Genomic DNA, 13415 nt, shown 5'->3' on the forward strand with positions numbered 1-13415 from the left:
CGATCACGCCAAACGGGTGATCTCTACCTTCACCTCGAGGTCCTTGGCGCCCGCGCCTGTGTAGATCCCCTTGAGCGGAGGCACGTCAGAGTAGTCGCGGCCCACACCGACCGACACATGCTGCTCGGAGATCGCGAGGTCGTTGGTGGGGTCGTACCCCCACCAGCCGCCGGTCCAGGCCTCGACCCATGCATGGCTCTGCCCCTCGACCGTGCGGTCGATGACTGCCGACCTGCTCGGGTGCAGATAGCCGGACACATAGCGCGACGGAATGCCGAGGCTGCGCAACATCACCAAGGACAGGTGCGCGTAATCCTGGCAGACGCCTTTCTTCTCTTTCCAGGCCTCGACCGCGGAGGTGTGGACGCCGGTGGTGCCGGGAACATACTCCATCTCGGTGTGCACCCATTGGCACACGGCGAGCACAGCCTCTTGAGGGGTGAGCCCCTTGGTGAGGCGTTTGGCCACCTGACCGAGCTGCCTGCTCACCGGTACGTATCCGGTGTTGCTCAGCACCTCGTCGTATCGGTCGATCACCGACTCATGGTGCAGCGATTCCCAATCGAGCAATTCGTCGTCCGAAGGCATTGCGTCGGGCTCGGTTTCGACCACCGACAGACCCGACACCTCGAGTTCCTCGTGAGGAGCATGCAGGTCGAAGGCGGTGACCGCGGTCCCCCAGTAGTCGGTGTACCGATACGACCTCGTCGCGGGGATCGTCTCCACACGGTTGATGATCACGTTCTGCCGGGTATCGCTCCGGGGCGTCAGCCGGGCCTCATTGTACGAAGAGGTGACCGGGGCGTTGTAGGCAAATCCCGTCGAATGCACGACCCGCAATCGCCAGCTCACAGTTCACTCTCCTCGATGAATCGGTCGACCGAATCGCTTGCGGACGTATCCGCCCAGGCGACATACGGCGACACGTGAAAGTACTGGGCCGTCACGGCCTCGCTGACCTCGCGGCACGTCTCCTGCAGATCGAGCAACCGGGTCTGCAAGTCGTCCAACAACATTCCAGGCTGCATGAACTCGAGCCCGCTTCGCGCGCGGCCCAGGAGACGTTGCGCCTCGGCCTGTGCGCCCACCCGGCTCGGCCGGTTGTCGAGCTCGATCAATTGCCGTTCGGCCAGGCTGATCGCGTGGAACACCGATCGTGGGAACAGCCGGTCGAGGAGCAGGAACTCGACCACCCGGGTCGCATCGAGTGCGCCCCGGTAGGTCCTTAGGTAGGTGTCGTGTGCACCCGCGGACCGCAGCACCGTCACCCACGCCGGTGACCCCGACCTGTCACCTGCACGCGACAACAACATTCGGATGGTCATGTCCACACGCTCGACCGATCGGCCGAGCAGGAGGTAGCGATAACCGTCGTCGTGGCTGAGGGTGGCGTCGGCCAGTCCGGCGAACATCGCCGCCCGGTTCTTGACGAAGGACAGGAACTCGTACGGCCCGAGCTTGCGCGACGCCCGCTCGGCGTCACCCAGGCCGTTGTAGGTGGTGTTGAGACATTCCCACATCTCACTCGACGTGACTTCGCGTGCGCCCCTTGCATTTTCCCGGGCCTGACCCACGCTGTCGACGATGGAGCCTGGTTCCTTCTTCGAGTAGGCGACCCGGTCGGTCAACGACCAGGCGTCCAATTCCACATCGGCGGGAGGCAATTCCATCCCCAATACCTGCAAGACCAGTCGGCACCGGCCGTCGGGATCAACCGTGGCGTCCTCGAGCAGTTGGTGTACCGCCACATCGAGGATCCGGGCTGTGTCGTCGGCGCGTTCTACGTAGCGTCCGATCCAGTACAGGGATTCGGCGTTGCGTGCGAGCATCATCGGCGGGCACCACCCTGCTGCGACATCGACTGGCTCTGCGTCTGACCGGTCGGACCCTGATTCTGGATCTGACTGTGTCGACCGGTCACACCCGCCTGCTGTTGCTGTTGTTGCTGCTGCTGATCCTGCATGGCGGCGGTGTCCGGCCCCTGCTCGGTGGGAGTACTCGGAGCCCTGAGGTCTTGGCTCCGGACGAGTTCGTCGCCCGAGAGTTCGCGCTCCTCACCCGAAGTACGGGTCGCGAGAACCCAGGTGTCCTTGGAGCCGCCACCCTGGCTCGAGTTGACCACCAGACTGCCTTCCGGGAGCGCCACCCGGGTCAGCCCGCCGGGCAGCACCCACACCGACTCGCCATCGTTGACGGCGAACGGACGCAGATCCACGTGACGCGGCGCCAGCTTGCCACCGATCTTGGTGGGCACCGTCGAGAGCTGCACCACCGGCTGCGCGATCCAGCCACGAGGGTCGAGTCTGACCTTGCGGGCCAGCACGTCCAGTTCCTCCGATGTGGCATCGGGACCGAAGACGATGCCGTAACCCCCTGATCCCTCAACGGGTTTCACCACGAGTTCGTCGATCCGGTCGAGCACCTCCTCGCGCTCGTCGTCGAGCCAGCAACGCAAGGTGTCGACGTTGCCGAGGCTGGGCTTCTCGCCCAGGTAGTACTCGATGATCTCGGGAACGTAGGTGTACGTGAGCTTGTCGTCACCGACCCCGTTGCCGACGGCACTGGAGATCACCACGTTGCCGGCACGTGCCGCGTTGAGCAGTCCGGCGACGCCCAGCATGGAGTCCGGACGGAACTGCATCGGGTCGAGGAAGTCGTCGTCGATGCGGCGGTAGATCACGTCTACTCGCTGCTCCCCCTCCGTGGTTCGCATGTACACCACGTTGTCGCGGCAGAAGAGGTCGCGGCCCTCCACCAATTCAACGCCCATCTGCCTGGCCAACAGCGAGTGCTCGAAGTACGCAGAGTTCGCCACTCCGGGGGTGAGGACAACGACGTTCGGGTCGGCCTCGTTGAATGCCGCCGACGCCCGCAGGGCCCGGAGCAGGTGGGTCGAGTAGTCGCCGACTGCCCGAACTCGGTGTGAGGCAAACAGATCCGGGAACACCCTGGCCATGGTGCGACGGTTCTCCATCACGTACGACACACCCGATGGCGAGCGCAGGTTGTCCTCGAGCACCCGGAAGTCACCGTGCTCGTCGCGGATCAGGTCGATGCCGGCGACGTGGATACGAACCCCGTTGGGAGGCCTGATACCCACCGCCTGGCGATGGAAGTGCTCACATGAGGTGATCAGCCGTTTGGGAACGACCCCGTCGCGCAGGATCTCCTGCTCGCCGTAGATGTCGTCGAGGAACATCTCCAGGGCTTTGACCCGCTGGGTGATTCCGCGTTCGAGCTTCGCCCATTCACCTGCCGAGATGACTCGGGGAACCACGTCGAGCGGGAACGGGCGCTCCTGCCCCGACAGCGAGAACGTGATGCCCTGATCGATGAAGGCCCGACCGAGAGCGTCGACGCGGGTGTCCAGGTCGGCACCGTCGTAACTGCCCAGGGACTTGTGGATCCCCCGGTACGGTCCGCGAACCTCGCCGTTGTCGTCGAACATCTCGTCGAACGCGCCGTCATAAGGGCCCGCGGCGTAGCCGTTGAAGATGCCGCTCGGCTTCGCAGCGCCCTTCGCCGCGGTCTTCTTGGCCGGCGGCTTGGAACCGTTGCCTTTCGGCCCGGCCACCTTTGCCGGCTTCTTCTTGCCCGTCGTGGTCTCGGCTGACACCTTGGTACCGGTGGCGCGAGTGGCCACGGCGCGCTTTGACCCTGCTGCAGTTGCCGCACTCATGTGAACATCGTGCCGTAAGTGGCTGGTGTTGGCAGTCTTGCCAGCGGTATCCGCTACCTGCCCCGCTGCGATTTGGGTGCGCACCGGGCCGGCTGGTAACGTAGTGCGCTGGTGCTGACACCAAAACCCGTATCGCTGAGCTAAGGAAAACACACGCGTGGCAAACATCAAGTCGCAGATCAAGCGGAACAAGACCAACGACAGCGCACGGCTGCGCAACCAGTCGGTGAAGTCGTCGCTGCGGACCGCGATTCGCTCCTTCCGCGAGGCCGTCTCAGCCGGCGAGAAGGATAAGGCTTCCGAGTTGCTGGTCAGCACCAGCAAGAAGCTCGACAAGGCCGCGAGCAAGGGCGTCATCCACGCCAACCAGGCAGCCAACAAGAAATCGGCGATGGCTGTCTCGCTCAACAAGCTCTGATCGAGCCCGCCCGATAACCGGGCACAACTGAACTTTTCATACCTCGCTCACCCCGACGATCCCCCACGCGGTCGTCGGGGTGAGCGTCGTCTGATCACCTGCCGCCTCGCATGCCTCACCCCGGATTGCTCCAGAAGTTTCTGGCCGGTGGGCGCTGTCAGCGACGACGAGAGGGACGCAGATCGGCGACCGCGGCCACCGCGCGTTGCAGACTGTAATCCGCGTCGGCGGCTTGACCTTTCACCTCGCCGTTCAAGGTTGCCACCACGGTCATCGCCTTGGCGATGGACACCGAGTCCCATGCCGACGCCTGGCCCTGAACCTTTTTCACCCGCCACGGCGGCATGCCCAGTTCCGACGCAGCCGAATACTGATCCATCCTGCCGATACCGCGCACCCGGGCGATCGCATGCACCGCTTCGGCCAACGCATCGGCGAGCAGAACGTGCGGAACACCGTGATGATGAGCCCATTGCAATGATTCCAGGGCCCCTGGCCGGTCACCGGTGACCGCCTTGTCGGCGACTTCGAAGCCGGTGATCTCCGGGCGACCCGAGTAGTAGCGGGCGACCGCGGCCACGTCCACCTTGCCCCCGGTGTCGGCGGCAAGCTGACTGCACGCTGCAGCCAGCTCGCGCAGGTCTGCCCGTACCGAATCCAAGATCTTCTCGACGACGTCGGGGCCCGCCTTCACACCGTGACTGCGTAGTTCGTTGCGGACGAAATCCGCTCGTGCCGATGGTTTGAGCGCAGCGCAGTCGTGCTCTTCGACACCCGACTTCCGCAGGGCGGCGACCATGGATTTCGCACGCCCCGACCCGGAATGGACCACCACCAGCGTGACGCCTTCAGGCGGACTCGCTGCCACTTCGGTGACCAGCTTGGCCGGTTCCTTCCCGGCTTCACCGGCGGCCTCCAGGATCACGATGCGATCTTCGGCGAACAACGACGGACTGAGCAGTTCTGCGAGTTCGTGTTCGGTCGCATCTCCGGCGCGTAGCCGCGTCACCGGGATATCGCCGGGATTGTCGACCGACCCCCTGACGGCGGCAACGATGCCCGCGGTTGCCCGCTCACAGAGAAACTCGTCGTCGCCCAACACCAGATGCACACTGCTCACCCGGCCATCGTGCCAGAGACCGGCGACAGGTCACCACAGAGTGATCGTGGCCATCGGAAGAGAACTCAACTGCTCGGCCACCACCACCATCCACCACAGGGCCGGACCGACGAACCGGACCAGCAATGTTGCCAGCGGCGGGCAGAGCACCACCAGGGCCGCAGCGGCCGTACCCAGCACGGTGATGGGCGGGACCGCAAGGGTCACCGCGATGTTCGCGACGATGGCCACCAGGCTGATCTGACCGCTGATCATCACGACGATCGGAAGGGTGACCACCTGCGCCGCGACCGCGACGGCCAGCACCTCGGCGACACCACCCGGAACGCGGTGCCGTCGAAGCCGATCCACGATCGGTGGTGCCATCACGATCAGCCCAGCAGTTGCCGCGACCGACAGCATGAATCCCGGATGGACGGCAAAGGCGGGCCAGATCAGCAACAGCACAACGATGGCCGTACACAGCGCAGGCATCGCCTGGGCCCGTCGCCTGACCAGCAACGCGAGCAGTCCCACCGCACCCATCACAGCTGCCCGCACCACACTCGGACTCGGTCGGACCAGCAGCACAAAAACCACGATGGCGCAGGCGATCACAGTCACCGACAGACGGGGCCCGGCACCCACCGCTCGCACGGCCAGGAGCAGAGCACCGATGATGATCGCAAAATTGGCGCCAGACACAGCCGTGAGGTGCGACAGCCCGCACGTTCGAAATGCGGTCTTGAGGTCTTCGTCCAGAGTCGAGATGTCCCCCAGCACCATTCCGGGCACCAATCCTGATTCCGGGGTACCCAGTGCCCGTGAGGCCGTCTCCTGGAACCGGGTCCGGACCTCTGCTCCGGCGCGCTGATACCAGGGCGGCGCACGCACCCGGCTGGGCGGCGCGGAGACGGTCAGCGTGGCCACGGTGAGGTCCGGGCGCCGCGGCGCCGACACCTTGGCGACAGTCGAGAGTGTCTGTCCCGGAACAAGACCGGACCATCCGTCCATCGGGCCCAGCACGGTCGCCGCCGTGTCGGCGACATCCCGGCCCCGCACCGACACCACATCGACCGCGAGCACCACCCGATCGGTGCCGGCGATGATGCGCGGGTCGTCTGACACCCGAAGGGTCATGATTGTCTTGCTTCCGCGCATCGACTCGGCCGCCAGCGGGTGCTCGGCCAGTTGGTGCTGACGCACCACCAGCGCCCACCCGAATCCGGCCATGGTTCCGGCGACCCCCAACACCACAGGCAGAACCAGCAGCCGAGATCCGCGTGCCGTCCAAGCGATCGCCACGAGCGCGACCACACTGACCGATACGCTGGCCGCGACCGTGATGCCAAGGGGGCCAACAATCCCCACGACCGTCATGGTCCACGCTCCGACTGCCGCGGGCACCAGCCGCACGTCGAGACCCACCGACGTGGGCGCCCGGACGTCGGTGCCGTTCACACCGTGACCTTGTCCTTCAGCTTCTCCAGGCGGGCGGGACCGATCCCGTCGACTTCGGCCAGCTGATCGACCGAGGTGAAGCTCCCGTGGGCCTGCCGCCACGCGATGATCGCTGCCGCGGTGACGGGGCCCACCCCGGGTAGCGTGTCCAGCTCGGCTTCGGTCGCCGTGTTCAGGTTCACCGTGCCCGCCCCATCGGCCGTTCCTGCCGGACCGGGCCCGGATGGTGCGGTGCCGGCGGCGGCCGGCGGACTCCCGGCACCGTCCACCGCGACGACGGCACTGCGCATCTGAAAGCCTCCCGCCGGATCGGTGAAACCGACCAGTACCTGATCGCCGTCCCGAAGCGGCTGAGCCAGGTTGAGGCTCAACAGATCTGCGTTCGGCTTCGCTCCCCCTGCCTTGTCGATGGCGTCGGCGACACGAGCTTGCGGAGGTAACCGGACCAATCCGGGACGGTGCACCAAACCGACCACGCTCACCACCAGTTCCTCCGGGGGCGCAGCGCTCGGCGGCGGTGGTGCAGTGTCCATCGGGGCCGGGACACCCGCCGATTCCGGGAAGCTGACGGGGACCTCTGATCCCGCGTCGGGCCCGGCGAACGCGGTGTACAACGCGATCAGAGTTGCCACGACTCCGACCGCCACCAACCCGATCGCCGCTGCCGGGGTCGAACGCCATCGCCGTCGCAGCGGTCCGAAGTCGAGGTCGTCGGGGTCATCGGTCCAGTGACCACGTGCGCGGCCGGCCGAATCCGCTGGCGGAACATCGCCACCGCCATCGGGCGAATCAGGGTTGTCGTGCATCCACTGCGCCGAACCGAGCCACGCAGGGGCCATCGGTTCTGCCACCGGGACGGATGGTTCAGGCGTGTCCGACGCGGTCGGCGACGCCGTCAACCGGTCCAGGTTGCTTCTCATACCCGAACGGTAGGAGCCAGATTTCTGCGTTCAGATCAGAACGCCACCCGGCGACGCGGTGCTGTGGACAACCCGGCGAGTGTTGACAAAGTCAGTCGACATCGATGTGGTCGAGCGACGTTGTCACAGCGATCCCCACCGCACCGCTCCCCACATGTCGCGACAACACGGGCCCGAGGTCGGATTGCACCAGCGAGGTGATGGTGAGCTTGGACTGCAGGGAGTCGATGATCTGCTCGGCCAATTCGGGTGCGTCGCAATGCTGTACACCCAGCGTGATGGGACGGCGTTCGGCGACGTCCACGGCCGTGTCGATCATCTTGGCGATCGCCTTGGACATGGTTCGCTGTTTTTCCTTGAGGGCCAGCGTGCCATCGACCACCCGAAGTATCGGCTTGATCGCGAGGGCCGAGGCGAACAGGCGGGTGGTGGCACCGATGCGACCACTCGACCGCAGGTTCTCGAGTTGTTGTACACACAGCAGACACTCCGTGGTGGACCCCACCCGGATCGCTGCCTCATACGCCCGGTCCATGTCGGCGCCGGTCTCCGCGGTCTGCGCGGCGGCGATCGCCGCAAACCCGACCCCCAGACCCACGGTGCGGGAATCGACCACTCGGATGCGGCCCTGGAACTTCTCGGCCGCCAGTCTCGCCGAGCCCCATGTCCCGCTGAACCGACGCGACAGATGTACGGCGATCACGCCGTCGCCGTCACTGAGGTCGACCGCCTTCTCATAGGCGGCCTCGAGATCGGCCGGGGAGACGCCGGACGTGGTGGTCTGCGGATCGTTGAAGATGTCCGGGCCGATGTTGTCGACATCCTCGAGCAGATCCTGATCGGCGGTCAGCACATGCATGGGTACTTGCTCGATGCGGTACCGCTCGCGGATCGGCGCGGGCAGGCGGGCCGACGAGTCGGTGACGATGGTGACGGTCACAGTGCCACGCTAGTCGCGGTCGCGGCGGCGACGGCATCGCCCACCAGGTCGGCCACCTCCCGATGACAGCCGAACCCCCAGTGGATCCCGTCCGGGTTGCCTTCACCGTGGTCGAAATGGCGTGCCGTCGGCTCCAACAGGTCGACCAGGGGCACCTGCGCCTGCGTTGCCCAATCAGTCATCGCGCCAACGGTTTTCGGTCGCCCGGCATGGACGTTCCCGTAGTACGGACTCCGATGGGTGGACGGCAGGCAGGCGACCACCGGCAGGTCGGGGCGTATTGCGACCAGCGCCTCGTAAATCTTCGTCAGGTAGTCGGTGGTCAACGCGGGCGGCAGCGCCAACGGCCATCCGAGCGGCGAGAGTCGCGGTTGCAGCCACCCGTATGCGTTGCGGACCTGCTGGCGCAGGGCAGGAGGACGGATGTACCGAATCTGCTCACGGAGCGCCGTCGGAAGTGGTGACGGCAACGAATCCATCCCGCCGAAGGCGAACACCACGGCCTTGGCCCTCGGAACCGCCGACCAGATGCGCGGGTCCTGGGTGAGGGCCCACCACACGTCACGGCTGGTCCAGCCGATGCGCCCGAACAACTCCAGACGCAGATCCAGGCGATCGGCCGCCAGGACCGGCCAGATCCGGGGGTCATCGGCAGGTAGACCACCGGTGGGCCCGTAGTAGGCCAGCGAGTCGGACAGGACCAGCAGGCTGTCGCGGACCGGCGGTCGACTCGGCGAGATGCCGTCGCTTGAACTCATCAACAGGTCACTGCACTGCGTCGTCGGCGACCTCGGCCGACGCGTTCCACACATCGAGCCGCCACGTGGTCTCGTCGTCGGCGCCGTGACCGCTCAGCTGGACCCAACTCGTGTTGGCGAGACCCCCGAGGACGGGCCAGTGGCTCACCGGCAACCGCAGCAGGCCCGCCGTCATCGCAGCGATGACACCGCCGTGAGCCACCAGGACCACGGGGGCATCCGCGTCGTCGCCGCGCCCCCAGTCCCCCAACTCGGCCACGAGTTCGTCGACCACCGGCATGCTGCGCTGGGCCACATCGGTGCGACTCTCGCCACCGGGCGGTCGCCATGAGGCATCGTCGCGCCACACCTTGCGGGCCCCGGGCATCTGGGCATCCACTTCATGGTGGGTCAGACCCTGCCACTCACCGAGATGCGTTTCACGCAGACGACGATCGGTGGCAACCTCCATGCCCACCTGATCGGCAAGGGCAGCCGCGGTGTCGCGGGCCCGCCGCAGATCCGAGGAGATGATCAACCGTGGGCCGCGGGAAGCCAACACTTTCGCCGCCGCAGCGGCCTGCCGAACTCCGAGTTCGGACAGGTCGGTGTCGAGTTGCCCCTGCATGCGGCTGCCTGCGTTGTAGTCGGTCTGGCCGTGGCGCAGAAGAAGCAGTCGTCGTACAACCGGGGTCATCCGTTCGACGCTCGAGTCGTGGCCGTCCGGCCGAATCGACTCATTCACCAAGGTCACCCCGATCGCTGTCACCGGCTTCCGCAGTGGATTCGATTCCGGGGATCTCGATGATCGGGCAGTCTTTCCACAGCCGTTCGAGGGCGTAGAACTCGCGCTCCTCGTTGTGCAGCACGTGGATCACCACGTCGATGTAGTCGAGGAGGGTCCAACGGCCTTCTCTGGTCCCCTCCCGACGGACAGGTTTGTTGCCCGCCTCGCGGAGCTTTTCTTCGATCTCGTCGACGATCGACGCGACCTGACGTTCGTTGTCGGCCGATGCGATCACGAAACAGTCGGTGATCACGAGCTGTTCGGACACGTCGATCACGATGACGTTGGCGGCCAACTTGTCGGCGGCCGCGTGGGCGGCCACGGTTGCCATGGAAACCGCCTCGGATGACGCTGTCACTGAATGCCTTTCGATTGGTATAACTTTCGCTTGCTGATGTACTGCACCACCCCGTCGGGAACGAGGTACCACACCGGCCGGCCGGTGCCGGCACGCATCCGGCAATCGGTCGAAGAAATGGCCAGCGCCGGTATCTCCATCAGATGAAGGGTATCGGGCGGCAGCTTGTCGAGGTGCTGGTCGAGATGTGCGGCGCCGAGTTCATACCCCGGCCGACTCACGCCGACGAAGCTCGCGAACTCGAACAAACCCTCCCAGTTCTGCCACGACAGGATCGACGCCAACGCGTCGGCGCCGGTGATGAAGAACAACTCCGCGTCCGGGTTGAGTGTGTGCAGGTCGCGAAGGGTGTCGACGGTGTACGTGTCCCCGTGGCGATCGATGTCCACCCTACTCACCGAGAACCGGGGGTTGGCCGCAGTGGCGATCACCGTCATCAGATAGCGGTCTTCCGGCGGGCTCACGTTCCGGTCCGACCGGTTCTTCTGCCAGGGTCGTCCGGTGGGGACAAAGATGACCTCGTCCAGGTCGAACCGGTCGGCAACCTCGCTCGCCGCCACCAGGTGACCGTTGTGGATCGGATCGAAAGTGCCGCCCATCACCCCGATCCGCCGACCGCGCGGCTGCTGTCGGTCTGGCGCGATCTCGGGCATAGGGGCTGAGTGTACTGAGCGTGTGAGGTCCACAGCAGATCAGACCGGCAACAGGTTGGCGATGACCTTGGCGAGTTGACCGGCGTTGCGACATTCGTGCATCTCGATGACCGCCGAGTAGGTGCCGGCCACCGAGTCCCCCGTGTCCCAGTTCACCGCGGCTTCTGGATTGAGCCAATAGGCATGCCGGGTGCTCTCGACCATGCGCGTGAGCGCATCGAGTTGGGGGTCGTGGTAATTGTTGCGCCCGTCGCCCAGGATCAGCAGGGCGCCCCGGCGCGTGAGGGCATCGAGGTGGTCGTCCGCAAATCCGCCGAACGCGTGACCGTAGTCCGAGTGGCCGTCGCGGGTGATCAATCGGGCGCCGGCGAGCATCTCCCGCACAGCTGTCGCAAAGTCGAGATCGGGCCCGTCGAAATGCTCGGTGACCTCGTCCACGGTGTCGACGAAAGCGAACACCCTGACCTTCGAGAACTGTTGCCGTAGGGCGTAGACGAGCTGCAGGGTGAACTGCGAGAACCCAGCCACCGAGCCCGAGACATCACACAGGACAACCAATTCCGGCCGACCGGGCCGAGGTTTGCGGCGCACCAGGTCGATCGGTACGCCTCCGGTGGACATCGATGCCCGCAGCGTTTTGCGTACGTCGATCGACCCACGGTGGGCGCGTCGCCTGCGGATCTCGAGGCGGGCCGCCAGTAACCGTGCCAGCGGGGCGATGGTGCGACGGACCTCCGCAAGATCAGCGGCGCCGGCGGAGAGGAAGTTGACCCGTTCGGGAAGATTGGGGACCGCGTACTGCGAGACCTGCTCGCGGCCGTTCCGCTGGGCCATCCGGCGCCTGGTCTCCTGTTCGATCAACGACCTGAACTTCTGTACCCGGTCGGCCGCTGCCCGCCGGTACAGCGGTTCGGTGCCGGCGGTCTCGTCTCCCGCGCCGGCGGCCATGGCGGCGGCGATCTGCGCGATGAGGGTCTGGGGATTGATCGTCGACATCGCCTGATACGTGGAGAATGCCGGACCGCGATTGGATCGGTAACTGCCGAGCTGCGCCACAGCCATCGCCGCGAATGCGGCCAGTTCGGCCTGCGCCTGCGGTGAGTCATCCGCGAGCAACTCGGCGAGCCGTTCACGCACCGCGTCCACGTCGATGTTCCCGTCGGCGTCAGGCGTGAACGCGTCGTCGTCGACGCCGCTGCGTTCGCCCATGCCCAACGGGAACCAGAGGTCGAAGACCGAATCGAACACCCGGCGGTGTCCGTTGTCGTGCAGGAGTGTGCACGCCATGCCCTCACGGAAGCTGTCCCGGTCGAGCAGATCCAGCACTGCCGTCGCCTGGCCCGCATCGATCAGGTTGGCCGGTCCGACGACGATGCCGCGGGCCCGCAGATCATCCACGAATCCGGTGAGCTGGCTGATGAACGGGGCATCCACGGGCGCGCTCAGCTCAACTTCAGCTCTTTGAGCGCCGTGGCGAGGTCGGGACGATGTTTGAGGACCACGCCGAGGGTCTTCGCGATGACCCCCTCGTCGATCCGTGACCCCGGCTTCTCCCCCACTCCCAAGGCCAGCAAGGTGTTGGCCCAGTCGATTGTCTCGGCCACCGATGGCTTCTTACGGATGTCGAGGGTGCGGAGAACTCCGATGATGCGCACCAGCTCGTTCGCGACGGATTCGGCGAGCTGCGGGACACGACTGGCGAGGATCTCGCGCTCGCGGGCCGCATCGGGGAAGTCGATGTAGAGGTACAGGCAGCGTCGTTTGAGGGCTTCGGACAGTTCGCGTGTCGCGTTGGAGGTGAGCAGGACGATGGGCCGCCGGTCGGCGGTCACGGTGCCCATCTCCGGAATGGTGATCGCGAAGTCGCTGAGCACCTCGAGCAGCAGGCCCTCGATGTCGACGTCGGCCTTGTCGACCTCATCGATCAGCAGCACCGTCGGGCCAGGCTGCGAGATCGCTTTCAGCAGCGGCCGGGGCAGGAGGAACTCGTCCGAGAAGATGTCGGCTTTCGTCTCGTCCCATCCGCGCTGCCCTGTCGCCTGGATGGCGAGGATCTGCTTGGCGTGATTCCACTCATACAGTGCGCGAGCCTCGTCGATGCCCTCATAGCACTGCAGTCGCACCAGATCGGCGTTCGTCGACTGCGAGATGGCGCGCGCGAGTTCGGTTTTACCCACGCCGGCCGGTCCCTCGACCAGGAGCGGCTTGCCCAGCCGGTCGGCAAGGAACACCGACGTGGAGGTCGAGTCGTCGGCGAGATAGCCGACGCCGGCAAGCGTTTCGCGGACGCCGGGCACATCGGTGAAACTAGGCTGTACGCCCACAGGTCACTCCTCAGGATCGAAAATCAGGTGTCGGCCGGC

General features: G+C 65.8%; 14 protein-coding genes. 1 reads left to right on the plus strand and 13 read right to left on the minus strand.

The genetic code is table 11. The features are described from left to right. Positions 1–3 precede the first annotated feature (3 nt). Genes WIMU1_RS20015 through WIMU1_RS20025 form a run of 3 tightly spaced genes read right to left on the minus strand, consistent with a single transcriptional unit; the run spans position 4 to position 3679 of the window. Positions 4–852 carry a transglutaminase family protein gene (locus tag WIMU1_RS20015; protein ID WP_030171934.1) on the minus strand — a complete coding sequence of 283 codons (849 nt, stop codon included), beginning with the start codon at positions 850–852 and terminating at the stop codon, positions 4–6. After that, positions 849–1829 (minus strand): alpha-E domain-containing protein, encoded by a 981-nt coding sequence (locus WIMU1_RS20020; RefSeq protein WP_030171937.1) that lies wholly within the window; start codon positions 1827–1829, stop codon positions 849–851. The genes WIMU1_RS20015 and WIMU1_RS20020 overlap by 4 nt, the downstream gene beginning before the upstream one ends. Beyond that, entirely contained in the window at positions 1829–3679 is a 1851-nt protein-coding gene (locus WIMU1_RS20025; RefSeq protein ID WP_062799755.1) for a circularly permuted type 2 ATP-grasp protein, read from the minus strand. The genes WIMU1_RS20020 and WIMU1_RS20025 overlap by 1 nt, the downstream gene beginning before the upstream one ends. A gap of 157 nt (positions 3680–3836) precedes the next feature. Here WIMU1_RS20025 and rpsT point away from each other — a divergent pair, with 157 nt between their 5' ends. Beyond that, a complete protein-coding gene (gene rpsT, locus WIMU1_RS20030; RefSeq protein WP_023954022.1) occupies positions 3837–4097 on the plus strand; it encodes a 30S ribosomal protein S20 in 261 nt (86 codons plus the stop codon). A 157-nt stretch (positions 4098–4254) separates the two neighbouring features. On the opposite strand, the gene holA is transcribed toward rpsT, so the two are convergent. The 10 genes from holA to WIMU1_RS20080 form a co-directional block, all read right to left on the minus strand. Continuing rightward, a complete protein-coding gene (gene holA, locus WIMU1_RS20035) occupies positions 4255–5217 on the minus strand; it encodes a DNA polymerase III subunit delta (protein WP_062799757.1) in 963 nt (320 codons plus the stop codon). Between the two features lie 30 nt (positions 5218–5247). Further along, complete coding sequence (locus tag WIMU1_RS20040) at positions 5248–6657, minus strand: ComEC/Rec2 family competence protein (protein WP_084248405.1); 1410 nt, start codon at positions 6655–6657, stop codon at positions 5248–5250. Next, complete coding sequence (locus WIMU1_RS20045) at positions 6654–7577, minus strand: ComEA family DNA-binding protein (protein ID WP_062799759.1); 924 nt, start codon at positions 7575–7577, stop codon at positions 6654–6656. The genes WIMU1_RS20040 and WIMU1_RS20045 overlap by 4 nt, the downstream gene beginning before the upstream one ends. 91 nt (positions 7578–7668) lie before the next feature. Further along, complete coding sequence (locus tag WIMU1_RS20050) at positions 7669–8517, minus strand: DegV family protein (RefSeq protein WP_062799762.1); 849 nt, start codon at positions 8515–8517, stop codon at positions 7669–7671. After that, positions 8514–9275, minus strand: a complete 762-nt coding sequence (gene octT, locus WIMU1_RS20055) for a diglucosylglycerate octanoyltransferase (RefSeq protein ID WP_062799763.1) — start codon at positions 9273–9275, stop codon at positions 8514–8516. Before octT ends, WIMU1_RS20050 begins: the two co-directional genes overlap by 4 nt. A 7-nt stretch (positions 9276–9282) precedes the next feature. Beyond that, positions 9283–9951 (minus strand): histidine phosphatase family protein, encoded by a 669-nt coding sequence (locus tag WIMU1_RS20060; protein WP_051406300.1) that lies wholly within the window; start codon positions 9949–9951, stop codon positions 9283–9285. Positions 9952–9991: 40 nt separating this feature from the next. After that, positions 9992–10399, minus strand: a complete 408-nt coding sequence (rsfS, locus tag WIMU1_RS20065) for a ribosome silencing factor (protein ID WP_023954034.1) — start codon at positions 10397–10399, stop codon at positions 9992–9994. Next, the gene (gene nadD, locus WIMU1_RS20070) at positions 10396–11052 is read right to left on the minus strand and encodes a nicotinate-nucleotide adenylyltransferase (RefSeq protein ID WP_062799765.1); all 657 of its coding nucleotides are present in this window, start codon (positions 11050–11052) and stop codon (positions 10396–10398) included. Before nadD ends, rsfS begins: the two co-directional genes overlap by 4 nt. 39 nt (positions 11053–11091) lie before the next feature. After that, positions 11092–12486 carry a vWA domain-containing protein gene (locus WIMU1_RS20075; protein WP_030171963.1) on the minus strand — a complete coding sequence of 465 codons (1395 nt, stop codon included), beginning with the start codon at positions 12484–12486 and terminating at the stop codon, positions 11092–11094. An 8-nt stretch (positions 12487–12494) separates the two neighbouring features. Next, positions 12495–13376, minus strand: a complete 882-nt coding sequence (locus WIMU1_RS20080; RefSeq protein ID WP_062799767.1) for an AAA family ATPase — start codon at positions 13374–13376, stop codon at positions 12495–12497. Between the last annotated feature and the right edge of the window lie 39 nt (positions 13377–13415).

Source organism: Williamsia muralis NBRC 105860, assembly GCF_001598915.1.
Classification (GTDB): Bacteria; Actinomycetota; Actinomycetes; order Mycobacteriales; family Mycobacteriaceae; genus Williamsia; species Williamsia muralis.